This window comes from Neorhizobium huautlense, from assembly GCF_030811685.1.
Classification (GTDB): domain Bacteria; phylum Pseudomonadota; class Alphaproteobacteria; order Rhizobiales; family Rhizobiaceae; genus Neorhizobium; species Neorhizobium huautlense_A.
In genome coordinates, this window is sequence record NZ_JAUSRF010000007.1 from 39,136 (window position 1) to 63,997 (window position 24,862).

The window sequence follows — 24,862 nt, forward strand, 5'->3', positions numbered from 1 at the left end:
AGCTGCGAATCGGGGCGAAGCGAGCTGCAGGACAAACGAAAAAAGCCGCGGATCGCTCCGCGGCTTTCAAGAAAGTCATTTTTACTTGGGTTGTCGCCCGAACCTGATCCGCTCAGGCCGCCGGAGCGCGCAGGGCGGCAGGTTCCACCGGCGGGAACTCTTCCAGCCCGAGCAGGAAGTTGATCTGCGGACGGGCCTTCACCAGATCGTCGATCGTGTATTCGGCAAGAACATCGAAGAAGGCGTTGAGCGCCTTGCGCAGCGCGGCGTTGAGGCCACAGCTGTCGACCAGCGGACATTCCGCCACACCGTCCTCAAAACATTCCGCCATGGCAAAGCTGTCTTCGGTGACCTTCACGACGTCGAACAGCGTGATCTTGGCCGCCTCGCGACCAAGCCTGACGCCGCCATTGCGGCCACGCACGGTTTCGACAAGGCCTGCCCGGGTGAGCGGCTGAAGGATCTTGAACAGGAAAAGCTCGGACACGCCATAAGCCTTGGCGATCTCGGGGATGCGGCTCAAATGGCCTTCATTCGCGGCGCAGTACATCAGCATGCGAACGGCATAATTGGTCTGTTTTGTCAGGCGCATCTTCGTCTCCAGAGACTCTTGAAGTCCTATATAGGGGCTTTGCTAGTTTTGAACAATTCCAAATTACAATTTTCATTCGCGCAATAACATAAATATGCACGCGCCCGAAAAATGCCGGAAAGGCATCCCATCGATTTGATGAGCGCCTTACTCCAGTTTTTTCTTATATGCTGTTCAGGAGGCCATCACAAGGCCGCGCGGCCGCGTCTTTTGGACACGCGGCGCTGAACCGCCACAACTGGCGGCTCTTTATATTGTATCAGACGATGGAAACGACCCAACTGCCGATCGCGAAAACACCGCAGGCCGCGATGAAGGCAAGGCCAAGCTTGCCCAGCTGCACGCGGCGGGCGCGCTTGGCATCCCACTCGTAAACCATGACGCAGAACTCCCCCAACTCATTACTCGACCGCTAAATTAGTCCGGTCGCCGGGAAGGTCAATGTGTCAAAGCCGTACATTGTCACGGATCGTTAACAGCACCTTCAAGTTGCTGGGCATAATCCCGAATATAGGCTTGCCGGGCCGGCGTGCCGGGATGGGTCGACAGCATGCTGGTTTCACCGCGATCGCCGAGCTTTTCCTCGAGGATTGCGAAGAAACGTGCCAGAGCGGCGGGTTCGTAACCGGCGGCCTTCATCAATTCCACGGAACGCCGATCCGCCTCTTCTTCAGCGCCGCGTGAATGGGAGAGCGCCACAAGGGCACCGCCCTGCGAGAGGATATCCTCCACGCCTGAACCGACATCACCGGCGATCAGCATGACCAGCGCCGCAAAGCCGGCCACGCGGTAGATCTGCCGCAGGCTGTGCTGGCCCTCGGCATGGGCGATCTCATGGCCGAGAACGCCAAGCACCATCTGGCGGTCGCCCTTGGCGAGCTGCACGAGATCGTCGGTCAGCACCAGCGTGCCGTCCGGCAGCGCAAAGGCATTCGGTCCCATCAGCCGGGCATCGCGAAACAGCAGCTTGTAGGCGCCCTCGCCGCCCTTGGCATTTTTCGCCAATGGTGCAAATTCGGCGCGAATGGCGTTCTGCTCCGCCTCCGGCAGCTCGCTCGGACGCAGCAGGGTCTTTTCCAGCGATGCGAGCGTGCTGGCCCCGATCATTTCCGGCACGACCGGTGGCGTGACCAGAACCGCAATCTCGACCATGATCGGCAGAGCGTATCGATAGATACCGACGGCCAGAAGGATCACGGCAAAGGTGAAGGCGATCAGGCGCGGATGAAACTGTTCCAGCCGATGCACAAAACCGCTTCGCTTGCCGCCATGGCGGCTGACAAGCGCATCGATGGCGTCATTGTCGCGGGTTTCGAACACCGAGCCATCGACAAAGGTCAGACGCCGCGGGATCGATCCGACCCGCGGCGTGATGTCGATCTCCTGTCGACGGCCGGAGGCCAGCGTGGTGCCGTCGGAGACGGCGACAAGCTGGTCCTGCTTTTCTTGAAGATCAGCTGCGACCGCGCGGCTGGAATGAGCAGGTTGCCATTCGCCCCGCGCGATCACTGTGCCGTCAGAAACCAAAGTCAAATCCTTCCAGATCGAGATATTCGGCGCTGATGGCAGAGCCGCTTGCTTCCATCGAAGACAATACCTCACCCAGATCGCCGACAACAATGACGCCGGTGTGAATGGCCATGAAACGGGCCATGCGCACGGCTGCCCACGGGCGCATCAGGCTGAGCGTCAGAACCGTGACGATGACATTGGAAATGGCGACCCATGCATACTGGAAGCGCGGCGCATCGCTGACCAGCTGGTGCTTGCCGTCCAGCGTGGTGGCGGAGAACACAACGTTGCGCACGCCGATACGATAGAGCAGACCAGCGAGGCCATAGGCAAGGAAGACGAACAGAATGCCCCAATGGATCGAGCTGAAGCCGGCCATGCTGTCCAGCATTTCGGTATCGCTCATGGCCTGCGTTGCGGCGGCAGCAGCAAAACCGATACCGACGATCAGCAGGGTACCGATGACGATCAGCGCAGCCGGCAGGATCCAGACGCGGTAGAGCGCGCCGATTTTCGGATCGGTGGCAAACGGACGATCGCCATAACGCAGGTTGTTGAAGACATAACGCCAGACCCAGCGGCTGGAGAGCGGCGCCAGAATACCGAAGGAAATCGAGGCCACCATGCTGCCGAGCAGGACGGCCACGAAGGCGCCGCCGGTCGTGCCCTTAAAATCGAAACGCACATTGCGATAGCTGGTGACGCGGGCGCTGAAGCGCAGGCTGCGCTGGATGAGCCAGGGCAACGCCACGAGGATGATCAGAAACACGATCAGGGCAAAGGGCGGGAAGATAGTCGAAAGAATGTTGGTGACGATGAAGAAAACGAACACGATCAGGCGGCCGATGAAAATCTGCTTGCCGGTGGCGTGATATTCGAAGGCGCGGCCGGCAATGACGGTGTTGCCGTAGAAATAACGATTGCGGCGCACCTTGGCCCAGGCAGAGTAAATGCCAAGGGTAACGATCGTCAGAAGTACGTTGACGATCCAGATGCCAAAATATTCGCGCGCGTTTCCGCTGAAAGATGCACGCTCAAGCGTGCCTGACGCCTTGGGCGCCAAGTCTGAAAAGGACATGTATATTTCCCCTATCCTTCAATTGCCGCAGAAAGCGGCAACCCTCAATGATCGGGTGCGGCAATTAGCGCAAAAAAAATCAATTTCAATCACAGAATGGAAAAAGGGGAGTTTTACCCTCCACTTCCGATCAGCAAAAAAGGCCTCCCAAACGACGAAGGGCGGCTGACGCCACCCTTCACCAGGTCTCTGTTTCAAATGGCCTTGGTCCTGATCACTTCATTACCGGCATGACGAATTCGGCACCATCCTTGATGCCGGAGGGCCAGCGGGCGGTGATCGTCTTGGTCTTGGTCCAGAACTTGATCGAATCCGTGCCGTGCTGGTTGAGATCGCCGAAGGAGGAGGCCTTCCAGCCGCCGAAGGAATGATAGGCGAGCGGAACCGGGATCGGCACATTGATGCCGATCATGCCGATATTGATGCGCGAGGCGAAATCGCGCGCCGCATCACCATCACGGGTATAGATGGCAACGCCATTGCCGTATTCGTGCTTCATCGGCAGGTCGAGCGCTTCTTCATAATTTTTGGCACGCACGACCGACAGGACCGGCCCGAAGATCTCCTGCTTGTAGATGTCCATGTCCGGGGTGACATGGTCGAACAGCGAACCGCCGACGAAATAGCCGTTCTCGTAACCCTGCAGCTTGAAACCGCGACCATCGACCAGAAGCTTGGCCCCTTCCTCGACACCGCGATCGATCAGGCCATTGATGCGCTCCTGCGCCGCCTTGGTGACGACCGGTCCCATGTCCGCCTTGTCGTCCGTATAGGGGCCGATGCGCAGGGATTCGATCTTGGGGATCAACTTTTCGACGAGACGGTTGGCGGTTTCCTCACCCACCGGCACGGCAACGGATACCGCCATGCAGCGCTCGCCGGCCGAACCGTAACCGGCACCCATCAGCGCATTGACGGCCTGATCGAGATCGGCGTCGGGCATGATGATCATGTGGTTCTTGGCGCCGCCGAAGCACTGGGCGCGCTTGCCGTTCGCAGCCGCCGTGCCATAGACATACCGGGCGATCGGCGTGGAACCGACAAAGGAAACCGCGCCGATATCCGGATCGGTCAGCAGCGCGTCGACGGCTTCCTTGTCGCCGTTGACGACATTGAGAATGCCGGCCGGAAGCCCCGCCTCGATCATCAGTTCGGCCAGACGCAGCGGCAGCGACGGATCGCGTTCCGACGGCTTCAGGATGAAGGCGTTGCCGCAGGCGATTGCCGGCGCGAACATCCACATCGGGATCATGCCCGGGAAGTTGAAGGGCGTGATGCCGGCACCGATACCGACCGGCTGGCGGATCGAATACATGTCGATCGCCGGCCCTGCTCCTTCGGTGAACTCGCCCTTGGAGAGGTGCGGAATGCCGATGACGAATTCGCAGACTTCGAGACCACGGACGATATCGCCCTTCGAATCCTCGATCGTCTTGCCGTGCTCCTTCGACAGCATGGTGGCAAGTTCATCCATATGCTTGTTGAGCAGTTCGACAAACTTGATGAACACGCGCGCGCGGCGCTGGGGATTGGTGGCGGCCCATTTCGGCTGCGCGGCCTTGGCATTCTCGACCGCTGCGCGGATATCCGCGACGCTGGCCAGCGCCACCTTGGCCTGAACCTCGCCGGTCGCCGGATTGAAGACGTCGGCCGTGCGGCCGCTGGTGCCGGGAACGTGGCTGCCGCCGATGAAATGTCCGAGTGTCATCATCACTAAATCCTCCATTCAGTTGGCGGCAGGATGACACTCACATTTGCACAGGGCAACGCCATAGTTTACGCATCCGTTGTGCATTTTTCGACATTAAGCGCGAAATCGGGAACAGCGTGATGAACTGGGATGATGTCCGTTTGTTTTTGGCCGTGGCGCGCACCGGGCAAATTCTTGCCGCCTCACGCCGGCTCGGCATCAATCATGCGACGCTCGGGCGGCGCATCACCGCGCTGGAAGCGGACATGCAGGTGCAGCTTCTGATCCGCCGCACCACCGGCTGCGAACTGACGCCGGAGGGCCACGCGCTTTATGCCAGCGCCGAGCGGATGGAAACGGAAATGCTGGCCATGCAGGCCGCCACCGGATCGACCGACGCCGCCATTGCCGGCACGGTCAGGATCGGCGCGCCGGACGGTTTTGGTGTTGCCGTGCTGGCGCCACGGCTCGGCGAGTTGATGCAGCGACACAGCCAGTTGAAACTGCAGCTGGTGCCGGTTCCGCGCTCCTTTTCGCTGTCACAACGCGAGGCGGATATCGCCATCACCATCGAACGACCGCAACAGGGCCGGCTGATCTCGGCAAAACTGACGGATTACACGCTCGGGCTTTATGCATCGCGCGACTACCTTAAGCATAGGACCCCGCCACAGACGGTCGATGACCTTAGGGATCATGCCCGGATCGGCTATGTGGAAGACCTGATCTTTTCCCCCTCGCTCAATTTCACGGGGGAAGTGATGCGCAACTGGGATGCGGGTTTCGAGATTTCGAGCGCGATCGGCCAGGTGCACGCGGTACGCGCCGGTGCCGGCATCGCCATCCTGCACGATTATATCGCCCGCGATGACGAGAGCCTTGAGCGGATACTGCCCGATATCAGTATCCGTCGATCCTACTGGACGACCTATCATGAAAGCATGCGCGATCTGCCGCGCATCCGCACCGTCATCGCATTTCTGCGGGAAATCGTGCGCGAGGAAAGCGTCTCCTTCACGCCGGGCGGCGAGGCCTGACACAGCAGACGGAATTCACCGCGTCAGGGATGGAGACCATCGATATCGGCATCGGCAAGCTGGCCGATGCCGATTCACAGCCGCTGATGCGACTGGTTCAGTAAACCGGCTTACGTTCCATGGAGGTCATCTCCGGCTCCGGCGCGAAATGACCGAGACGGTGCGCCATCAGCATGGCGGTCAGCTGAACGAGATTGCGTGCCCCCATCCGGTCCTTCATGCGCTCGAGGCGATGCTCGACCGTTCGCGGCGAAACATTGATCTGCGCCGCGATTTCCTTGGCGGTGGCACCCTCGACCAGCAACTGCACGATCGATTCGTCCGTGAGATCCAGTTCGGCGTGTTTTTGTGGTGCAACGAACATGAAACGTCCCATTGTGCAGGTGAGAACCCATTCCGGGTGTCCCGCGTTTTTCTGCGGCAACATGATCCGGTCGTAACCGACGCTGAGGCCCATGACACGGGTCTTGACCACCTCGATCACCGGCTGCTGCGTCTGGATCACCTCCTGCATGCGCGGCACGACGGCGTGCTCCATGAACTGGCGATCCGAGACATCCCCCAGCGGCCCATCGGGCAGAAGCTTGGACATGTCCAGAAGGCGCGAAGCAAATCCGTAGGTTCGGATTGCCCGCATGCGCCACTGCCACGGATCACCCTCATCCACACGAATAAGGGTAAGGCGCATGCGCACGGAAAGAAGATCCACCACACTACGATAAATATCGATAGCATCGGCGGGGCGATTGGCGTCGGATGCAAGCCATGTATCAAGAAGCTTGCGGCTCACTACTGCAAAAGGTGTCTCTTTAGGCATAAGATAAGTTGTAGTACCCAGCTAAAAACTGACGACATTCGAGCCGAATATTTCCTCCCGCACAAGGAGAAAATCCTTTTAAACGCAACTGCTTATTTAGTTTTCTCGCATCATTGCGACGATAACGCGAAAACGACAACCAGTGGATGCCAAATTCCTGAAATGGCACATACTGGTCCCAAAACGGTTAGATTTTTTTACAGCAAAATAGTGAAAGAACAGTCAAAATAACGAGTTTGGACGACCAGCAACGCAACAGTCGCCACAGTTTCGCCCAAACAAAGACGGCGAATAACCTTAATATATACCTTCAGGAAAATTGGAAAAGCGAGCCTATCAACCTGCAGATCACTGCAAAAAGTTGCGCTTTGCGCGATTTAAACTCGCACTAGTTGTCCACGACGTCGCGTCAGCACAGTCTGCAACCGAAAGCAGGCCGGATGCCGTGACTGAAATTTCATTCAGTTGCGCAAAAAATCGGCAAGAAAGATGTGACGGATCCGGCCGGGGGCCGAGCTATCGCCTATGGAACTGGGAGGGCGCGGGTCTGAATATTGCCATATGCGCCCTTCGCAAGCCCCGGCAATGTTTGCACGCTGCCGGGGCTGTTTTCACTTACCTGATCTGAACGTTGTCCAGCGCGAGGTTCATGTCGAGCACGTTGACGATCCTTTCCGGCGTGAACACACCGCCCGGCGCAAAGGCCTTGTCGGAGATCAGCTTTTCCACCTGACCGGCCGGAATGTTGCGCGCCTGCGCGATGCGCGCCACCTGATAGAGCGCGGCGCGCTCGGTGATATGCGGATCAAGGCCGGCACCGGAAGCGGCGGCCAGTTCGGCCGGAAGCGGATTTTCCACTGTTGCCCCATAAGCCGCCACGGCCTGCGCCGCACGATCCGTCAGGTCAGTGCTGGTCGGCGACTTGTTGGAGCCGCCGGCGCCCGCGCCGTTGTAATCGACCGCCGAAGGACGCGGCCAGAAATAGCGCGGCTGCGTAAAAGCCTGCGCCAGCTGACGGCTGCCGATGACGGTGCCGTCTGCCCTTGTGATGATCGAGGCTTCGGCCGTGTCGGGCGTGACCGCCCGACCGACCGCCCAGACGGCTGCGGAATAGGCGCCGACGCAGATGGCCATTGTGGCGACGGTGATGCGAAGGCTGGAGATGAGAGTTTCCATGATCTGGGCCTCCTATTTCATGAGGGTGACGTGTTCGGCGATCGGGCCGAGCGTGGCGGCGGGAAAGAAGGTGAGCGCACCGACGATGATGACGGTTGCCGTCAGCATGCCGGCAAACGTGCCGTCTTCGACCGAAAGCGTGCCGGAGGATTCCGTTGCCCGGCGTTTGGCCGACAGCGAGCCGATAATGGCAAGCGGCAGGATGATCGGGATGAAACGGGCAAACAGCATGACCAGACCGGTGGCGATGTTCCAGGCGACCGTGTTGTCGCCCAGCCCCTCGAAGCCGGAGCCGTTATTGGCGGCAGCCGACGAGAATTCGTAGAGGATCTCGCTGAAACCGTGCGGGCCGATATTGTTGAGCGTCGCCGCACCCCATGGCGTGGCGGCAAAGATCGCCGTGCCGACCAGAATGAAGAAGCCGTGCGACAGAAGCCCCATCATGGCAAACTTCACTTCCTTCGCCTCGACCCGCCAGCCGAGATATTCCGGCGTGCGGCCGATCATCATGCCGGCAATGAAGACGCCGACGATGATGTAGAGGAACATGTTGACCATGCCGACGCCGACGCCGCCGAAATCCTCGTTCAGCCACATGCCGATCATCGGCATCATGCCGGTCAGCGGATTGAGGCTGTCATGCATGGCATTGACGGAGCCGTTGCTGGTCGAGGTGGTCAACACCGCCCAGAGCGGCCCGGCGGACGCGCCGAAACGCAGTTCCTTGCCTTCGAGATTCCCCACATCCTGAGTGATCGGTAGATCGTTGAAGGCCTGCGTTGGAACGGATTCGAAGCCGACAGCGCCTGCTATGCGTGTGCCCATGAGGATCAGCATCACGGTGAAAAGCACAGCGGCATGTTTCATGCGGCCAATGATACGACCGAACATCCACACACAGGCCATCGGGATGATGATGATCGATATGGTCTGCACGACGTTCGACCAGAAGCTGGGGTTTTCCAGCGGATGCGTCGAGTTCGGGCCAAAAAAGCCACCGCCATTGGTGCCGAGCTGTTTTATGGAAACAAAGGCGGCAACGGGGCCACGGGCGATGGTCTGCTGGATACCTTCAAGCGTTGTCGCCACGACCGAACCATGAAAGGTCATCGGCAACCCGGTCAGCAGCAACAGAACGGCAACGATGAAGGCCGCGGGCAACAGCACCAGGAATGTCGCGCGCTGCACATCGACGAAGAAATTGCCGAGCGCCCGGCCGGCAAGACCGCGTGACAATGCAGCCAGCACGGCGAGACCAACGGCTGCCGAAACGAACTGCAACCACATCAGCGCGGCGAGCTGCGAGAAATAGCTCATCACCACTTCGCCGGAATAATGCTGCAGGTTGGTGTTGGCGACAAAGGATGCCGTCGTGTTGAAGTTCAGGCTGCCTTCGATGGCCGTTTTGGCATCAGGATTGAGCGGCAGATATTGCTGCAGCGCCAGGATGGCAAAGCAGGTGACGAACAGCACGAGATTGAAACCGAGAAGGGAAACGACATAACGTTTCCAGCCCTGCTCCTGCCGTGTGACGGAACCGCCTATCGCCTGAAACAGCGCGGTGAAACCGTTCGGCTTTCCCTGCCCTCCGGCAGGGTCCATGGCCCACGCCATGTAACGACCGAGCGGCCAGGAAAGCAGCGCCGTTCCACCGAGTATGAAGCATACGAAGAGAATTGCCTGTGTCATCGAAATGTCTCCGGCCTCAGGCGCGATCGAGCGCGGAGGCGAGGGCAAACAGCAGTCCGAAGACGACCAGCCCGAGGATGAGGTAAAGAATGGTCATAAAAGTCTCCGATCAGGCGAGGTTGAGGGCGACGATGATCATGTCGATCAGCTTGATACCGATGAAGGGCACGACGAGACCGCCAAGGCCGTAGATGAGCAGGTTGCGGCGCAAGAGCGGGCCGGCGCCGATCGCCTTGTAGGCAACGCCCTTCAAAGCCAGCGGGATCAGCGCGATGATGATCAAGGCGTTGAAGATGATGGCCGACAGGATGGCGCTTTGCGGCGAATGCAGGCCCATGATGTTGAGCGCTTCGAGGCCCGGATAAAGCGTCACGAACATGGCCGGGATGATGGCGAAATATTTGGCCACGTCATTGGCAATCGAAAACGTCGTCAGCGAACCGCGCGTCATCAGCAACTGTTTGCCGATCTCGACGATCTCGATGAGTTTTGTCGGATCGCTGTCGAGATCGACCATGTTGCCGGCTTCGCGGGCGGCGACCGTGCCGGTATTCATGGCCACGCCGACATCGGCCTGCGCCAGTGCCGGCGCATCATTGGTGCCGTCGCCGCACATGGCAACCAGCTTGCCCTTGGCCTGTTCGTCACGGATCAGTTGCAGCTTGTTTTCCGGTGTTGCCTGCGCCAGAAAATCATCGACGCCTGCTTCGGCGGCAATCGCTGCTGCCGTCATCGGGTTGTCGCCGGTGATCATGACGGTGCGGATGCCCATCTTCCTGAGTTCGGCAAAACGCTCGCGGATGCCGCCCTTGACGATATCCTTGAGGTGGACGATGCCGAGCAGTTTTCCATCCCGCGCCACGGCGAGCGGCGTGCCGCCGGCCCTGGCGATTTCGTCGGCAATCGCCTGCCCTTCCCGGATTGCCGCTTCAGACATCGCGTTGCCGCCGGCGACCGACTGCAATTGCAGATGTTTGAAGACGGAATCGACCGCGCCCTTGCGGATCGAGGCACCGTCGAAATCGACACCGCTCATGCGGCTCTGGGCAGTGAAGGGCACGAATGTGGCGTGCAACTCTTTCATGTCGCGGGCACGGATGCCGTATTTTTCCTTGGCGAGGACCACGATGGAGCGACCTTCCGGCGTTTCGTCGGCAAGCGAGGAAAGCTGGGCCGCATCGGCCAGTTCCTGTTCGGAAACGCCTTTGACCGGACGGAACTCGGTGGCCTGCCGATTGCCGAGCGTGATCGTGCCGGTCTTGTCGAGCAGCAGCGTATCAACGTCACCGGCAGCTTCCACCGCACGGCCGGACATGGCGAGCACGTTGAAACGCACGAGGCGGTCCATGCCGGCAATGCCGATGGCCGAGAGAAGCGCGCCGATCGTGGTCGGGATCAGTGTCACGAACAGCGCGACGAGCACGACGATCGGGATGGCGCCGCCGGCATAGGAGGCGAAGGCCGGGATGGTGGCGGTGGCCATGACAAAAATCAGCGTCATTGCGGCGAGCAGGATGTTGAGCGCGATTTCGTTCGGCGTCTTCTGGCGTTCGGCCCCTTCGACCAGCGCGATCATGCGGTCGATGAAGGTGGAACCGGCAGCGGCGGTGATGCGCACCTTGATCCAGTCGGACAGAACCTGCGTCCCGCCGGTCACGGCCGAGCGGTCGCCGCCGGATTCGCGGATGACAGGCGCGGATTCACCGGTAATCGCCGCTTCGTTGACCGATGCGATGCCCTCGATGATCTCGCCATCGGACGGAATGATGTCGCCGGCTTCGACCAGCACGATATCGTTGACCTTGAGCGCGGTGCCGGGGACCTCTTTCCACGCGCGACCATCGGCGGAGGTGAGAAGTTTTGCCTGCGTTTCGGTGCGGGTTTTTCGCAGGCTTTCCGCTTGCGCCTTGCCGCGGCCTTCGGCGACGGCTTCGGCGAAATTGGCGAACAGCACCGTAAACCAGAGCCACAGGATGATCTGGAAGGAAAAGCCGAGGCCTTCCGCGCCGGTCGCCAAATCCTTGACGAACAGGATGGTGGTGAGTGCGGAGACGATGGACACCACGAACATGACCGGATTTTTGGCCATGGTTCGCGGATCAAGCTTGGTGAAAGCGCCGCCGATGGCAGGCACGAGGATGCGGGCATCGAACATGCTCGCGCTTTTGGGCTGGCTCATACGAGACCCCATTACATGTTGAGAGAATTGGAAAGCGCCGGAAGGCCTGTGTCAGACAGACTTGGTCAGACAGCCTGCGTCAGTCGCAGGATCAACGACAGTACGGCGACACCAAGCCCGGACACCAGACACATGGCCAGAATGATGCTGGAAGCCCGGCAAAGCTGTCTGTTATCAATCAGTCGCTCGACGGATTGGCGGCAGTGTTTGGTCAGATAGAACATCACGAGTGCCTCAGAACCGTTCCGGTCGCCACAGCGCATAGGCGAGATAGACGGTAATCAGAACCGTCACGCCCCCGCTCAGGATATAGTCGAATGCCATTGTCAGCCCCTTGGATACCATCGCCGGCACGATATTCCGGCAAGGCTCATGTGCGCCTTGGGGGCGTAGGAATTCGAGACGGGGAGCGGGTGAAAGAAATAGGAATCCTATAGGGATTTGGTGCGCACGGATGCGGGGCGGCCCGGACATGGGAGGCGAGCGCATGGCGGCGTATTCGCGCGACGACACGGCAGATCGGGATCACGGGGGGAGAAATTTTCCCCTCTCCCGGGAAGTCCTTGTGACTTTCAGACTTATCGGGAGAGGGGAATGGTACGGTTGAGTGGGGTCGAACCACCGACCTCAGGTGCCACAAACCTAAAGCCTAGCGTTATCGCAAGACTCCGATGGAATTCGGAGTATTTTATTTTTCTCCAATATGTTGACATATAACGATATTTTTCAATAACTGTCCTCAATTCAAGACAACAGCATACTCCCCTGGTAGCCTCAGAAAGACCTCAAATTCGACAGGCAAATGTTCCAGACGTGTTCCAGAAAACGAATTGAAGACATCAATGACAACGATTTCCGAGAAAGCAGACCTCCGTCCCTCGCACCTATCTGACTTCCTGAAAGCCGCCCGCCCAGGCCACAAAGGCAGCCACTACATCACCGACCTCAAATGCACAGGTCTTTCGCTTCGCCTGAAGGGTGAGAAGGTAGCCTTCTTTCTGCGTTACAAGGGCATCAGCAAAACGCTCGGTTGGGCGCATGAGGGAGAGGGCTGGTATATCCCCTCGATCAAAGCCGCACGGGAACTGGCCGACAAGGTCAAGCGACAGATCGATTTCGGCGGCGAGCCCTACGCCGAGGAGTTTCTACGGCAGCATCACCATGTCGTCGAAAACAACCTCAACCTCTCGCATGACGATATCATTCGGGAAATGCGCCCGAAGAGCGGAACGTGGACGTTACAGCGGTGCATTGAGAAGACGATCGAGGACAAGACGGACAGCAAGGCGACGAAGCCGTGGAGGGATACAACCGTATCCACTTTGAAGTCGACATTCTCAAAACCAGAATTCGCCGACCTTTTGAACATGCCGGCCGTAAATCTGAAAAGGGCCGACATCGAACGCATTCGCGACGTAATGCTCAAGAAGCATGCCTCCCCCTCCCCTGCGGGGAAAGCAGTATCAAACGTCAGCACTATTCTCAGCCATTGCCAATCTGTTCATGGTGGACAATCCGGTCTTGAACGCGTCGACCCGTGGTGGAAGCTTTTGACGGTCGGTCGCACCGTCAAACCTCGTACCCGCAATCCCGGGTTGGAGGGATTGGCCAAAACCCTGATACTCACCGACATTTACACCACAAAACGCCTGCCGGGACGCATGCAGGCAAAGCATGATCATAAGTATGGCATCCGCGATGGCGTTGCCGCTGCATTCCACTGGGTATGCCTTACCGCCCAAAGGCAGGGCGCTGCATTGGCCATACAAAGAGCAGACTACATTCCCGACCCTGACAATGAAGGCTGGTATCTAGCAGCCTGGGGCGAAGGTATCATGAAGGCTGGAGTTGCCCACGTCCTTCCGATACCGCCGCGCCTGGTCCAACACATGGCCGATAAGTTCGAACTGGTAAAGAGAACTGATAGCCAATGGCTGTTGCCTTCAGAGCGGGGACTAAACGACATTCACATTCACCGCTCCTCGACCCTTGCTGTCGTCCAGCGCCTGGGCGCACGAGACACCCTCACGAGGAAGCGGGCAATGGCGGTCGATCTACTGTCGGCAAACGGTATCAAATGGTGGACACCACACGATCTGCGCCGGACCATCACCAAGGTCTTGGACGAGGCCGGCATTCCTGGTGGCGCGTCGGTGGTACTTGCTCACGAAGTGAGACGAACCGACAAGTTGGATGTCGAAGGCGATGACAGCAGAGAGCAGCGGATCGCGCGCATCACCAGATTGGCCTACGGCGGCGCACAACATCTGCAACTCAAGCGCAAGGCGATGAAAATCTGGGCGGATGCAGTTCTGGATGAGTACGACATCCTCAAATCAGAATGGATGCCGGCCCAGAGCAATCTCTAGATTTATGATCAGCCGACCATTCACGAGCTAGCCCCCCCTTATCTCTCTACTAACTCGCTAGATGAGAACGCCACGCATCCTTTTTCTCTCTAAAAGCCAGCAGCTCTTCGACATACGTTTTGAAGGGGCCGTTATACGACTCAACTGACCCGGTGTTCCTTATTACCGCTTCAGCCGTAGCCAACTCGACAAGATCGCCTCGCGATCTAGATCGGATCGAAAGCCCCTCGTCTGATGAACGATCCTCGGCAATCCTTCGGCAGTCTTCAACGTGCTTGTCGTAAATATGCAGAGAAGTTGCGTAGTGATGGTACTCACCTAATTCTACATTTAAGTCGAGGCTCATTAATTCCTGCATATAAGTGAACAGAAAAACGTCATATGGCACGCCCAAAAACAGATCATTGCTCCGCATAAACGTAAATAGGTCAAGGCGACCATTCCGAAGAAGGAACTGAATACTGCTCACGCAACTGATGTCTTTCGATTTTTCTAAATCTTCATCGTTGTTTATGAAGCTGAATGTTGCGCGTCGAGTTGATGGATCGTGTTTGAATAAACTCACCAAACGTTGCCATGCAGATGAACCGCTTGCGTCGACTGCCATTAGCTTTCTACCATAGCAGCTACCCGCTACCCGTTCGCCATCATCGGTGAAATTTCGCCAAGCGCCGGCGTAATAGGCAAGCGCCTCAACGTCATCGTCGCCACGAATATGCCAACCAAGTTCACCTAAGGCCAACGGCAAGCTAAACTTCCGGGAAGCTAGCGTGATTTCTCGTGCCAGCGGATTGGTGAGTGTGAAGCTGACACCTAGCGTTTCAATCGTACCAGAGCCGCGTGGGGCAGAGCGTGTCCCATTAGTTAGAACATATCCGGCCAATTTGGCGAGCATGTCGTTTGCGTTATCAAACCTCATTCTGCACCTACCTGCCGCTCCTCGGCGGTAGCCTTCTTAGAAGTCGCCTCAAGAACTGTCACCCGCTTTTCGAGGTCGTCGAAGTGGCCTTGATAGGGCCCACTCCAGGGCATCAAGTAAGTTGATACGGCAATGAAGACGGACAGGAAACCAAGCAGAATAGCTGCCGCAGCACTCCAGAAGAAAATCTTCTCTTTGGCTCCACCTATAAGATTGCTGCTAACCTTTTTCGCCAAACCATCGATATCAAGGAAGGTCGATCCGAATGTCTCAATCGCGGCTTTCTTTTTGTCCTCTAGGTAATTATTCGCGTCGATTATATAGGCCTTATGTTTCGAGGGGGTCTCGTGTCTGAAAAAGCTCAATCGAAGAAAACTTTCTTTAGGCTTCAAGTAGTACGTCGAGCTCGAAAAGTTGATAATGGCGGTCGCCAAGGGGCCCTGCCAGCCCGGGTCGACAATTCCGATATTCAGCGCGAGAAGGCCGGAATTGCATAGGCTCGTTTTGATGACCGCGTGTGCTGTGATATTGGCGGGAAGCTCAATGCGCTCACGCGATATTACCCATACAATTTCCTGGGGCTTCACAGAGTACCCTTCGCCTCGATAGGTGATGCCCGTTGAATCGATTATCGTGTCAACCGACAAATCGTATGAGGTCGCGCTATATCGACCATCGTTATCGAAAGAGACGAGGCGGGCTTCCCTAATTTCCCTGTCCGTCAGCATCATGTCACAAGTACCCCATATGGCAATTGGATGCACGCATACACCAAGCGATGGATGCGCGGAAATACAGAGGAATGCAAAGTGGAACAATTTGACGATGAGATGATGTCACTGGCTCGCCAGGAGGCTAAACGAAGCCCGATTGAAACGAGGAAGGTTGGTGTTGTCATCTCAAGTCCGTCAGGTGATGTCGTCGCATCAGCATGTAATGAACTATTTGGCGACCTACACCTCCCCGTGCATATCGCCTTGAACGATGATGACTCAAAGACGTTCTGGGTGGAGCATGCAGAGCGGGCAGCTATCTATTCCGCAGCAAGAAGAGGCATCAGCCTGACTGGATGTTCAGTCTATTCGACACTATTCCCGTGTGCATCCTGCATGAGAGCCATCATTCAGTCTGGGATTTCTGAACTTGTCGCGCCAGCTCCCGACTACTCGCTTCAAAAATGGTCCGTTGAATTCCAGCATTCAAAATTGCTTCAGGAAAACTCACCATTAAGATTTCGCCCTTTTGTTGCTGTTGCGGTTTAGCTTGAGAAAAGCTCGTCTGGTTCAACACGATATCGCAGATGTAGCTAGGCATCGTCCGAGCGTCTGCGAAATGGCGATGAGCGCAGGTTGCCACGCGGGGGCGAGAGACCTTTACTTGGAAAGGGCCGCAGCAGCCCTCTCGGGCGCGATGGAGAACTAATGACGGAAACGACGGAACAGCGAAGCCTTAACATGAAGCGCATCCGCTCGAAGGACACTGGTCCGGAGTTAGCAGTCCGTCGGCTTGTTCATGCAATGGGCTACCGCTTCCGCCTCCACCGCAAGGATTTGCCTGGCAAACCAGACTTGACGTTCGGGCCACGGCGGAAAATCATCGAAGTCAGAGGGTGCTATTGGCACGCCCACCTGCGATACGATTCCTCGTGCCGGGAAGCACGCTCCGAGGCAAAATCAAATCGGGCGTACTGGGGGCCGAAAATGGACCGCAACGTCGAACGCGATGAGAACAATGTCGCTCTCCTCGAAGCAGCGGGCTGGCAGGTCCTCGTCATTTGGGAATGTGAATTGAGAAACATGGATTTTGTGCATGCACGCATCTCAAGTTTCCTTGGCGAAAGGTAATCTTGTGGGTTCTGGCTACGTTCCTCCGGTTAAGGTTGAGGAAACCTTGTATCCATAGGTTTGAAGGATGAACCGTTGCGCTGATTCGGTCGGCATGCTATGGCGAGAACGTTCTTCTTTTGTTCATGATGTTTTTTGTTATGGAGGCCTCCAATGTCGCTAACGTCGCTCGAAATGTGCGCCGGAGCCGGCGGGCAAGCTCGTGGCCTAGAGCTGGCTGGCTTCGATCACTCTGGTGTTGTGGAGATCGATCGCGATTGCTGTGAAACGCTTCGCTTGAACCGGAAACAATGGACTGTCCACGAGGAAGACCTGTCCCTTTTCGACGGTAGGGGATACAAGGGCATCGATCTTTTGGCCGGCGGGCTTCCGTGCCCGCCGTTTTCCATCGCCGGAAAACAGTTAGGCGATAAAGACGAAAGAAACCTCTTTCCCGCTGCAATCCGTCTAGTCGATGAAACACGCCCCAAAGCAATTATGATTGAGAACGTCCGCGGCTTTCTGTCTGCGGTATTCGAAGATTATCGGGGTTTCATCAAAGGCGAATTAAAAAAGCTAGGCTACGATGCCCATTGGCGCCTATTTAACTCGTCCGACTACGGTGTCCCACAATTACGGCCACGTGTTCTGATCGTTGCTCTTCGCGACGACATCAAAGATCAATTTGAATGGCCAGCTCCATCACCGTACGACGCGCCGACTGTAGGTGAAACTCTTTTTGACCTGATGGCCGCCAATGGCTGGAGGGGAGCGAAATCTTGGGCGCAGCGAGCCAATGATGTCGCCCCGACGCTGGTCGGTGGGTCGAAAAAACATGGAGGCCCGGACCTTGGGCCAACTCGCGCAAAGCTGGCTTGGGCAACGCTTGGCGTAAATGGCAAGTCTATTGCAGATGAAGCCCCTGAGCGCGACTTTGTCGGCATGCCGCGCCTGACCGTTCGCATGGCAGCCCGTATACAGGGCTTCGATGATGCTTGGCAGTTTCACGGACGAAAGACAGCTTCTTATCGCCAGGTTGGAAACGCGTTTCCACCACCTGTTGCTAAGGCTGTGGCTTCGAAAATCCGTGAGGCGATAGAGACGCGCGCCAGCTATCCCGTTTCGGCGCTCGCGGGATAACGTATTAACATTGCGCTAACTATGTCCATCAATCATGGCGGGCATGTCTCATGTCCCCCTTGATTCGCTACATCAGGACTTCGCAACCCTGTCAGCCATCGAAAGTGCGATCGTTTCCGCCGGCGGCGGTATCGACTCTTTCACGGAAATGGTGACAGGGTTGTTCCGACAAGCCTTTGACGAGGTGATCGATGCGCCGCGAACAAACAGGTTCACCCTCGGGGAGATCGAGAAGACAGAAAAGACCTACATAGGGACGAAGGTCGAAATCCTGCTTCGCAATTTTCTCAAAATGCCCAAAGGGAAAATTCTGGACCTGGCCGTCAACGGTATCGAGGTCGACATCAAGATGACAACCGCCCGAGACTGGATGATCCCGAGGGAAAGCATCGGCCGTCCTGCAATCTTGATGAAAGCGAACGAGCGTACCGCCTTGTGCGATGTTGGCCTCGTTGTCTGCCGACCCGAATACCTTCGCCTAAGCAATAACCAGGACAAAAAGGGGCAGATCGCCGCTGCACAATATGTTCACATCTGGTGGATTTTGAGAAATCAGCCCTACCCGAAGAATTTCTGGGAGGTCCTGCCCGTCGTAGAGCGGAGAGCAATTATGGAGGCCGGGACTGGGAAATGGCGGCTGGCGGCTCTTTTTGAACGCATCCAAGGTCAACCGATTTCACGAAGCCAAGTTGAGGCGATTGGGCAACAGGACGACTACATGAAGCGTCTCCGGAAGAATGGTGGCGCTCGCGACATACTCGGGCCAAAACACATAGCCATACTGTGGGGATCGAAAGACCGTGATCTTATCGAGAGGTTTGGTCTTGGCCCCGTCACTTCCAGAGAATTTGTCTCGTACCACGCAGTCGACCCAGATGACATCACGCTTCTCCGGGCTCGCGATCATATCGATTGATAGGCACGCACAGCCGCACGAGGATCAATCTTCAAATTCGGCGTTCGCCTGAGTCGTGGGCCCAAGTGGCTGCGATCGAATTGACTCGTTCGCTGTCGGACTAAAGTGAACGCAACTTAATTTACGTTGCCACTCTTCTCTCTGTTCACATGCCCTCCAAGCAGCATAACAACAAGATGGACCAAATTCCGAGCACCAAACCGAGTCTTCAGTCGGTCCAGACGATGCTCGACGGTTCGATGTGACAAACCTAGCTGAGTCGCGATTTCCTTCGCAGTGCAGCCCTCCAACAGCAATTGCACAACGGCCTCATCATCAATGTCGAACTTGTTGTGGCTTTTCGGGGCATCGAGAAGAAAACGTGCATATGACGATGAGATCACCCACGCGGGACGACCGGTTGTCCGTTGCGGTATCAAAATTCGATCGTAGCCCAGGTTGATCCCAAATATCCGCGTTTTGACGAGCTCCATAGATGGCTGCTGGTTGGTGATCACCTGCTTCAGGCGAGGAATGACCGCCTCTGCCATGTAGGCCTGATCCTTGAAATCGCCTATCCTCTGGTCCTCGAAAAGCTTGTTCACATTAATCAGGCTCGACGTGAAACCGGAGTGACGCACGGGTGTCATCCGCCACTTCAGAGGATCATCACCTTCAATGCGGAAAACGGTCAACCTCATCTTGATGGATAAGAAATCCAGGGCACCCGCATAGACTGTTTGCGGCTCTGCCGGCTGGCTTGGATCGGTTTCGATCCATGCATCCAGCATCTTCTGGGTAATGGCGGTAAATGGCTTGTCTTTTAGCATGCAGTCGGCCTCTCAATCGCAGCAACAAAAGCCAAGAGCAAAAAAAGAACAATTGCATTGTTTGAGGGGTGATTTTTATGCCCCAACATGAGGCGAACAAACGATTGATCACTTTGCATAATTGACGAGTTCGACGCTTCGGGCGCAAACCCAGTGTAAGATCGCAGGCCACTTGATATCTTCCGGCATTCGCCACAGCATTGATGTGTAAATCGCGAGTGAGAGCGGCGGAAGTGAGCGAAAATCAAGAAGAGTTCGATGCCCTTCGGAAAGCGGCATATTCGTTTGTGAACGAGCACGGTAAGGAAGCGGTGGCGCTGAGGGCTGTCTGTGAAGACTTCATGGGCCGCTGGCGCGATGCCCGTGGCTCCGCCGCAACAAGCGCGAAGAATGATAGAGCCCTCATCGATGATGTCGTCCGATGGACGATGAATCGGTACAATCGTCCTCGCTATAAACCGAAGCGCAGCCGCGAAGAGCGGGCCAAGATGTTTCTCCTGACACCTGCAGCATATCAAATATCCGGGGAAGACTTCGGGCGCGCATCGATCCGCAATACGGCGCGGATAACCGGCCAATCAGTAAGCACCGTTGCCCGACACCTGTCGCGACAGGGCATTGCTCCGAGGCGCGAAGCCAAAATCCGAAAGCTATCGAAGACGGGCCAAGAACTCACCCGAATTCTCGACGAGACATTCGACAGGCGCGCCTACGGTATAATTCAAATGGACCGCTTGGGTGCGGCGCTGTGGGACGGCGCGGAGGCGCGTCAGGTGCCGGCGACGACACGAACCTCCCGGAGAAAGCGGTTGAAGACCATGCTGGCGGAGATTTCGGCGGCAAATTTGAGCTACAGTATTGTTGTCGTCGATGACATCTGCGGCATTCATCGAGGGCGCCGTTTTCCCTCGCTATCCGAAGCCGCAACGTGGATCGCCGAAGAGAAGCGGCTCGATCGCTACGCACCGATCCGGTACCCGTCTCCCCAAACCGAAACCACGACCGAATATTTCTGGGCCGATCCCGTGGTCATCGATGCTATGGCTGTCATCGACATGGCAGTTACTGGCCGATTCCATCCGAGTAACAAGCTGGATGCGATCTTCCGTTTCGAACGAATCTTGTTCGACATAACACCAGTTCTGCCCTGGCTGGAGCGGGCATATCATTCCTATGCCGGCGACGACATGGCGGAGAACCTGTCCGATCTCGCATCAATGATCACCGACCCGGATACCAGAAAAGCTGTGAGGCGGTTGGGCACCATCATGCGTGAACTGAAGGGTTTCACGGGTAGCTTTCCGCTGTGCTTTGATGCCTTCCAAACCGTGGACTTTGTCCTCGGCATAATGGACAAGACCGCAGAGGCATCTCCCGAGAGCTTCGCCAAACTTGCCTACATTCGGGACTGGTTCGAAGAGTCGGGCGCTTATTACGATGATGTTCAGAATGAGCTAGCCCAGATGCTGGAGAAGGAGAAGTCGGGCGAATGGCAAGCACCTGATCCCGAAACGCTTTCTCGCTACCTACCCGTGCATTCCACGAATAAAACGACAACCACCTCATGATTAATCATATATTTCAGTCAGTTGAGATGTAATGTCCCGTTTTCTTTATATAGTAAGGAATTCTCTTTTAGAGGAATGGCTTCCAGCGACATCCTGTCTTGTCGCGAAGACGGCGCGCTAATGAACCTTCGGCAGCTCGGTGAGTTCGTGGACACGCTGACAACGACAAGAGGGCGAGGTCTACCCGCTCCAAGCAATCGCAGATCAATCCGAAAAAATACGTCTCGCTCCTCACGAGAGGGTAGTTTTTCCCTATCCCTGCTTTTCTTTGTTAATCTGTTTTAACCATGTTTAGGTCGCGGAGGTTCCGCGAACAGGCTCATGTTCATGGCGTTTGCTTTTCAAGGATTTTTTAGTCGCGTGCGGAAAACGCCGCGCGGATTGGGATATATGACGAGTTTGATCACGAATACCGCTGCGATGTCGGCGCTTGGCGTTCTGAGAGACATAGGATCAAACCTAAACGGTGTCCAACGTGATATCTCTTCGGGACTAAGAGTCTCGGAAGCGTCGGATGATGTCGCCTATTGGTCGATTTCGACCACGATGAGGTCGGATACCAAGGCAATGACGGCTGTAGCGGAGGGTGTGGGCCTAGCCACGGGCATCGTGCAGACGGCCTATAGTGCCATGGAGACGGTGCGTGACAGCTTCGTCGAGATTAGAGATTTAGCCATAATGGCAAGCCAGGAGCCCGCCCCCGAATTCAAAAACCTTATAATCGGCGGTTTCGTGGCCGACGAATATTACGCGACATCGAGTGTTGCGCGTATCGAAAGACATATGCAGCAGTACCAGAACCAGGCACGGGCGGCCATGATGTCGGCTTCCTTCGCGGGAGTAAATTTGCTGTATCACACGAAAGACGATCCGGTGAAGGCGAGCGAAAAGGTACACACCTTTGTGGTGGGGTACGCTCAGGGAGAAGTGCAGACGCTCGACATCGACGCGATGGATTTCCTTCTGCTCAACGATGATGTGGGCTCGTATCCAACGACCTATCCCGGCCAATACAATCCCGAGAAATCTCTGTTTGACTCGTCGGACATCCTGCCAACGGCAGGATCATTTGTTCCCGCCGCCGTGTATTGGTACAACATCCCTGTGAGCAATCCGGACACGGGCGAACCTGAAGCCTACGATGTCAACCCGTCCTACGTCCTGATGAACATCGAGAACAACATCGCCCGCCACGGCGGTGACAGGCAGCTACAGTATTCTCATCTCGTGAATTATATCGATTCCAAGCTCGGCGATCTGACGGATCGCATGGCGAATCTCGGCTCCATACAGAATGCTCTTGAAGCCCGTGACGAAGACAACTTGAAAAGGATCGATACCGTCACGAGGGGGGTAAGCATTCTGGTCGATGCCGATATGGAAGAGAGTTCGGCAAGATTGAACGCGCTGCAAACCCAGCAGCAATTAGCTGTCCAGGCGCTCAGCATAGCCAATCAACAGCCCTCGGCAATCATGGCGCTATTTACCGCCTGAGGGCTTGGTCAAGCCTCCGTCGATCGGTCGTTCCACGCGGCCCGGCATGTTCTTGGGATGCTGATAACGGCGTAACCATGGGCAGCGTAGCGCACCTTGCCACGCCGCCCATGTGAAACCAACCGAACGCTACCCCGCGTGCCTAAAGCTCTTGAAGAACCCGGCCATTTGATAGGGTCTGCGTGCGCCTTCCGCCTGTTAGTCGTAGTTTCACGATGTTGGCCTTGATCATTATGATTGCCATAACCACGAGAAGATGAAGGAACGGCCAGAGCGGTATCGTTCCCATCAGCCAGGCAAACCCGAAACCGTCTGTCGATCCCCCAAACTCTCTTCTCACCGCATAAGTCGATGCAATGGCCGTTGTCATAAGCCAGAGATAAGGAACCGACAGGAAACCGACCATGAATGCGGTTCCAAGGAAAGCGAATACCTGCTTGGATAGGCGGAGGCCGGCGCTGACACCTCTTTCCGTTTCGGTCGCCAAGATCACGTTTCTCTTGAGGAAAGCGGTGAAGAAATTGCGGAATGGCAGGACGTAAAGTGCCAGATGATTTCCGACCTGAAGGTCCTGGTTTACATCCGCTCCAGCGATCACCCTCTTGATCTTGTATGAATTGCCGTCATCCGCATCGATCGTCACAAACTCATAATATGCACCGTCTCGCATCAACTGGTGCTGGCTTAACTGCGCCACCGTTCCCTCGATTTTCTTTACTTTCCCAACACCCAACATAGTCTCAATCCCTACTGTCAATTAAAGCTTGGGTAAGTGTGCGCAACAGCGATTAAAGGCCGCATAAGAAGTCCGGTTTAGAAAACTGCTATCTGTATGGGTAGATTTACCGGAGGCACCTTCACATCAAAAGGAATGCCTCTCCGGGGGCAGTCGATCCCGGTTCCCGCCATGGCGGCGCGATGCTGAACCTCCTGCGGCTACCCCTTTTTCCGGTCTCGGCATGCGCGAATTACCGCGCCATCCTCGTCTACGAGGAACGCTATGCTTGCCGCTCCGATATGCTCATCTTTGATCCGGGGTGCGATGCCCGCACCGGCAGGCCTTGTGGGCCATGTTGCTTGGAAAAGGCGCCCTACAGGCGCGTATAAGGCTCGTACGGCACTAATATATGTTTGGATGGGGCTGATACCTCTGAATTCATTTCAAAACCCTCACCGCAAAGCCTGCCAGCGTTCTCGTTCGGTCAACGGCGCTGCCGTCCTTCCCTTCGTTGCGGCCCTGCGGGTGACTGCCACTGCGAACGCCGGCGATCTTCGAGGCATCGGGACGGGGAACATCAAGGCCGCCCTACGGGCGGGTCCGAAGCTTTGGCCTGCGGCCCGCATCGAACAGGGAACAGATCATCACGTCCGAAAAATCGTAAAATCCAACCTGTTTCGTTAACCTCGCCTCCGGCACGATACAACCAAGCCGCGTTATCTCCTGGGCTCCCTTCTCACGGAATGATATTAAAAAGGCATAGGAAACAGACAGAAAGAGCACTCAGATGCAGGTCAGCACCACCACCATTCCGGGCATGACATTTTTCGTCCAGGTTGAAGAGGTTAATCACCGTGACCAGTTCGGTGGCCTCATCTGTTATTTGGCATCGTTATACCGGCTCGATCCCAAAACCTCCGCACGGCACCTCGTTCGGCGCTCGCGCATCCCCGGGACAGCCGACGAAATGAAGCGCGAGTTCCATCGCGACGGCATCCGTGCATTCCGCCGCCTCGAAGCCAAATCCTGAATGGAGGACAGAACCTTGCTCGTTCTCCGCATCCTCTCACTGCCGCTCGCGTTGGCTGCCTTCGCGCTGCTGTACGTCGTCGCGAATAAGGCACCTCACGCCGTGGAATCCATCAATGTATTCGTTTGGCTTCTGCTACCAGCGCTGGTCGGACTGAAAATTTTCGCGAGGCAGCGGAAGTGAATAAATTATCTAAAAGCTTCTCTTGCTTTTCGCAAAACGTGCCGTTTCGAGTGTCTTAGGGTTTTGGAATTCGCGCGCCCGGCAGAAAACCTCAAGGTAAAAAATTGGTCTGGAAGACCTCAG

Annotated in this window: 23 protein-coding genes; 9 read left to right on the forward strand and 14 right to left on the reverse strand. The window is 56.5% G+C overall.

Going from position 1 to position 24,862, the window contains the following annotated elements:
• Positions 1-112 precede the first annotated feature (112 nt).
• The 4 genes from rirA to J2T09_RS12060 form a co-directional block, all read right to left on the reverse strand.
• Complete coding sequence (rirA, locus tag J2T09_RS12045) at positions 113-592, reverse strand: iron-responsive transcriptional regulator RirA (RefSeq protein ID WP_306834648.1); 480 nt, start codon at positions 590-592, stop codon at positions 113-115.
• 462 nt (positions 593-1,054) lie between these two features.
• On the reverse strand, positions 1,055-2,119 hold the full coding sequence (locus J2T09_RS12050) for a M48 family metallopeptidase (protein WP_306834649.1): 1,065 nt from the start codon (positions 2,117-2,119) through the stop codon (positions 1,055-1,057).
• Positions 2,109-3,182, reverse strand: coding sequence for a YjgN family protein (locus tag J2T09_RS12055; protein ID WP_306834651.1), 1,074 nt, complete (start codon positions 3,180-3,182; stop codon positions 2,109-2,111). The genes J2T09_RS12050 and J2T09_RS12055 overlap by 11 nt, the downstream gene beginning before the upstream one ends.
• Before the next feature lie 214 nt (positions 3,183-3,396).
• A complete protein-coding gene (locus tag J2T09_RS12060) occupies positions 3,397-4,893 on the reverse strand; it encodes a CoA-acylating methylmalonate-semialdehyde dehydrogenase (protein ID WP_306834653.1) in 1,497 nt (498 codons plus the stop codon).
• Between the two features lie 119 nt (positions 4,894-5,012).
• On the opposite strand from J2T09_RS12060, the gene J2T09_RS12065 reads away from it, so the two are divergent.
• Complete coding sequence (locus tag J2T09_RS12065; protein WP_306834654.1) at positions 5,013-5,909, forward strand: LysR family transcriptional regulator; 897 nt, start codon at positions 5,013-5,015, stop codon at positions 5,907-5,909.
• A 97-nt stretch (positions 5,910-6,006) separates the two neighbouring features.
• Here the strand turns inward: J2T09_RS12065 and J2T09_RS12070 are convergent, their stop codons facing one another.
• From J2T09_RS12070 to J2T09_RS12095, 6 genes are all read right to left on the reverse strand, one after another.
• Complete coding sequence (locus J2T09_RS12070; RefSeq protein WP_306834656.1) at positions 6,007-6,699, reverse strand: helix-turn-helix transcriptional regulator; 693 nt, start codon at positions 6,697-6,699, stop codon at positions 6,007-6,009.
• Between the two features lie 642 nt (positions 6,700-7,341).
• Entirely contained in the window at positions 7,342-7,902 is a 561-nt protein-coding gene (locus J2T09_RS12075; RefSeq protein ID WP_306834658.1) for a potassium-transporting ATPase subunit C, read from the reverse strand.
• 12 nt (positions 7,903-7,914) lie between these two features.
• Positions 7,915-9,591, reverse strand: coding sequence for a potassium-transporting ATPase subunit KdpA (gene kdpA, locus J2T09_RS12080; protein WP_306834660.1), 1,677 nt, complete (start codon positions 9,589-9,591; stop codon positions 7,915-7,917).
• A 109-nt stretch (positions 9,592-9,700) separates the two neighbouring features.
• Positions 9,701-11,770: a potassium-transporting ATPase subunit KdpB gene (kdpB, locus tag J2T09_RS12085; protein WP_306834663.1), complete on the reverse strand. Its 2,070-nt coding sequence runs from the start codon at positions 11,768-11,770 to the stop codon at positions 9,701-9,703.
• Positions 11,771-11,835: 65 nt separating this feature from the next.
• A complete protein-coding gene (locus tag J2T09_RS12090; protein ID WP_306834665.1) occupies positions 11,836-11,994 on the reverse strand; it encodes a hypothetical protein in 159 nt (52 codons plus the stop codon).
• A gap of 10 nt (positions 11,995-12,004) precedes the next feature.
• A complete protein-coding gene (locus J2T09_RS12095) occupies positions 12,005-12,094 on the reverse strand; it encodes a potassium-transporting ATPase subunit F (protein ID WP_153354446.1) in 90 nt (29 codons plus the stop codon).
• A gap of 518 nt (positions 12,095-12,612) precedes the next feature.
• On the opposite strand from J2T09_RS12095, the gene J2T09_RS12100 reads away from it, so the two are divergent.
• Positions 12,613-14,139, forward strand: a complete 1,527-nt coding sequence (locus tag J2T09_RS12100; protein WP_306834667.1) for a hypothetical protein — start codon at positions 12,613-12,615, stop codon at positions 14,137-14,139.
• A gap of 49 nt (positions 14,140-14,188) precedes the next feature.
• Here J2T09_RS12100 and J2T09_RS12105 read toward each other — a convergent pair whose 3' ends face one another.
• Together J2T09_RS12105 and J2T09_RS12110 are read right to left on the reverse strand one after the other, a co-directional pair.
• Positions 14,189-15,058 carry a thymidylate synthase gene (locus J2T09_RS12105; RefSeq protein WP_306834669.1) on the reverse strand — a complete coding sequence of 290 codons (870 nt, stop codon included), beginning with the start codon at positions 15,056-15,058 and terminating at the stop codon, positions 14,189-14,191.
• Positions 15,055-15,789, reverse strand: a complete 735-nt coding sequence (locus tag J2T09_RS12110) for a dCTP deaminase domain-containing protein (RefSeq protein WP_306834672.1) — start codon at positions 15,787-15,789, stop codon at positions 15,055-15,057. The genes J2T09_RS12105 and J2T09_RS12110 overlap by 4 nt, the downstream gene beginning before the upstream one ends.
• 78 nt (positions 15,790-15,867) lie before the next feature.
• Between J2T09_RS12110 and J2T09_RS12115 the strand changes: the two genes are divergently transcribed.
• The 4 genes from J2T09_RS12115 (at position 15,868) to J2T09_RS12130 (ending at position 18,937) form a co-directional block, all read left to right on the forward strand.
• On the forward strand, positions 15,868-16,320 hold the full coding sequence (locus J2T09_RS12115) for a deoxycytidylate deaminase (RefSeq protein ID WP_306834674.1): 453 nt from the start codon (positions 15,868-15,870) through the stop codon (positions 16,318-16,320).
• Between the two features lie 159 nt (positions 16,321-16,479).
• On the forward strand, positions 16,480-16,902 hold the full coding sequence (locus J2T09_RS12120; protein ID WP_306834675.1) for a very short patch repair endonuclease: 423 nt from the start codon (positions 16,480-16,482) through the stop codon (positions 16,900-16,902).
• A 153-nt stretch (positions 16,903-17,055) separates the two neighbouring features.
• Positions 17,056-18,021 carry a DNA cytosine methyltransferase gene (locus tag J2T09_RS12125; RefSeq protein WP_306834677.1) on the forward strand — a complete coding sequence of 322 codons (966 nt, stop codon included), beginning with the start codon at positions 17,056-17,058 and terminating at the stop codon, positions 18,019-18,021.
• A 34-nt stretch (positions 18,022-18,055) separates the two neighbouring features.
• On the forward strand, positions 18,056-18,937 hold the full coding sequence (locus tag J2T09_RS12130) for a NaeI family type II restriction endonuclease (RefSeq protein ID WP_306834680.1): 882 nt from the start codon (positions 18,056-18,058) through the stop codon (positions 18,935-18,937).
• 116 nt (positions 18,938-19,053) lie between these two features.
• Here J2T09_RS12130 and J2T09_RS12135 read toward each other — a convergent pair whose 3' ends face one another.
• Positions 19,054-19,746, reverse strand: coding sequence for a helix-turn-helix domain-containing protein (locus J2T09_RS12135; RefSeq protein WP_306834682.1), 693 nt, complete (start codon positions 19,744-19,746; stop codon positions 19,054-19,056).
• Between the two features lie 233 nt (positions 19,747-19,979).
• Between J2T09_RS12135 and J2T09_RS12140 the strand changes: the two genes are divergently transcribed.
• Both J2T09_RS12140 and J2T09_RS12145 read left to right on the forward strand, forming a co-directional pair.
• Positions 19,980-21,314 (forward strand): hypothetical protein, encoded by a 1,335-nt coding sequence (locus J2T09_RS12140; protein ID WP_306834685.1) that lies wholly within the window; start codon positions 19,980-19,982, stop codon positions 21,312-21,314.
• Positions 21,315-21,641: 327 nt separating this feature from the next.
• Positions 21,642-22,808 carry a flagellin N-terminal helical domain-containing protein gene (locus tag J2T09_RS12145; protein ID WP_306834687.1) on the forward strand — a complete coding sequence of 389 codons (1,167 nt, stop codon included), beginning with the start codon at positions 21,642-21,644 and terminating at the stop codon, positions 22,806-22,808.
• Between the two features lie 142 nt (positions 22,809-22,950).
• On the opposite strand, the gene J2T09_RS12150 is transcribed toward J2T09_RS12145, so the two are convergent.
• On the reverse strand, positions 22,951-23,544 hold the full coding sequence (locus J2T09_RS12150) for a hypothetical protein (RefSeq protein ID WP_306834689.1): 594 nt from the start codon (positions 23,542-23,544) through the stop codon (positions 22,951-22,953).
• Between the two features lie 769 nt (positions 23,545-24,313).
• Between J2T09_RS12150 and J2T09_RS12155 the strand changes: the two genes are divergently transcribed.
• Positions 24,314-24,556 carry a hypothetical protein gene (locus tag J2T09_RS12155; protein WP_306834691.1) on the forward strand — a complete coding sequence of 81 codons (243 nt, stop codon included), beginning with the start codon at positions 24,314-24,316 and terminating at the stop codon, positions 24,554-24,556.
• The last annotated feature ends 306 nt before the right edge of the window (positions 24,557-24,862 follow it).

Bases quoted from the DNA above. Each gene is read 5' to 3' on its own strand.
- rirA (WP_306834648.1), bottom strand. From the start codon at position 592: ATGCGCCTGACAAAACAGACCAATTATGCCGTTCGCATGCTGATGTAC.
- J2T09_RS12055 (WP_306834651.1), bottom strand. From the start codon at position 3,182: ATGTCCTTTTCAGACTTGGCGCCCAAGGCGTCAGGCACGCTTGAGCGT.
- J2T09_RS12060 (WP_306834653.1), bottom strand. From the start codon at position 4,893: ATGATGACACTCGGACATTTCATCGGCGGCAGCCACGTTCCCGGCACC.
- J2T09_RS12065 (WP_306834654.1), top strand. From the start codon at position 5,013: ATGAACTGGGATGATGTCCGTTTGTTTTTGGCCGTGGCGCGCACCGGG.
- J2T09_RS12075 (WP_306834658.1), bottom strand. From the start codon at position 7,902: ATGGAAACTCTCATCTCCAGCCTTCGCATCACCGTCGCCACAATGGCC.
- kdpA (WP_306834660.1), bottom strand. From the start codon at position 9,591: ATGACACAGGCAATTCTCTTCGTATGCTTCATACTCGGTGGAACGGCG.
- kdpB (WP_306834663.1), bottom strand. From the start codon at position 11,770: ATGAGCCAGCCCAAAAGCGCGAGCATGTTCGATGCCCGCATCCTCGTG.
- J2T09_RS12090 (WP_306834665.1), bottom strand. From the start codon at position 11,994: ATGTTCTATCTGACCAAACACTGCCGCCAATCCGTCGAGCGACTGATT.
- J2T09_RS12095 (WP_153354446.1), bottom strand. From the start codon at position 12,094: ATGGCATTCGACTATATCCTGAGCGGGGGCGTGACGGTTCTGATTACC.
- J2T09_RS12100 (WP_306834667.1), top strand. From the start codon at position 12,613: ATGACAACGATTTCCGAGAAAGCAGACCTCCGTCCCTCGCACCTATCT.
- J2T09_RS12105 (WP_306834669.1), bottom strand. From the start codon at position 15,058: ATGAGGTTTGATAACGCAAACGACATGCTCGCCAAATTGGCCGGATAT.
- J2T09_RS12110 (WP_306834672.1), bottom strand. From the start codon at position 15,789: ATGATGCTGACGGACAGGGAAATTAGGGAAGCCCGCCTCGTCTCTTTC.
- J2T09_RS12120 (WP_306834675.1), top strand. From the start codon at position 16,480: ATGACGGAAACGACGGAACAGCGAAGCCTTAACATGAAGCGCATCCGC.
- J2T09_RS12125 (WP_306834677.1), top strand. From the start codon at position 17,056: ATGTCGCTAACGTCGCTCGAAATGTGCGCCGGAGCCGGCGGGCAAGCT.
- J2T09_RS12130 (WP_306834680.1), top strand. From the start codon at position 18,056: ATGGCGGGCATGTCTCATGTCCCCCTTGATTCGCTACATCAGGACTTC.
- J2T09_RS12135 (WP_306834682.1), bottom strand. From the start codon at position 19,746: ATGCTAAAAGACAAGCCATTTACCGCCATTACCCAGAAGATGCTGGAT.
- J2T09_RS12145 (WP_306834687.1), top strand. From the start codon at position 21,642: ATGGCGTTTGCTTTTCAAGGATTTTTTAGTCGCGTGCGGAAAACGCCG.
- J2T09_RS12150 (WP_306834689.1), bottom strand. From the start codon at position 23,544: ATGTTGGGTGTTGGGAAAGTAAAGAAAATCGAGGGAACGGTGGCGCAG.
- J2T09_RS12155 (WP_306834691.1), top strand. From the start codon at position 24,314: ATGCAGGTCAGCACCACCACCATTCCGGGCATGACATTTTTCGTCCAG.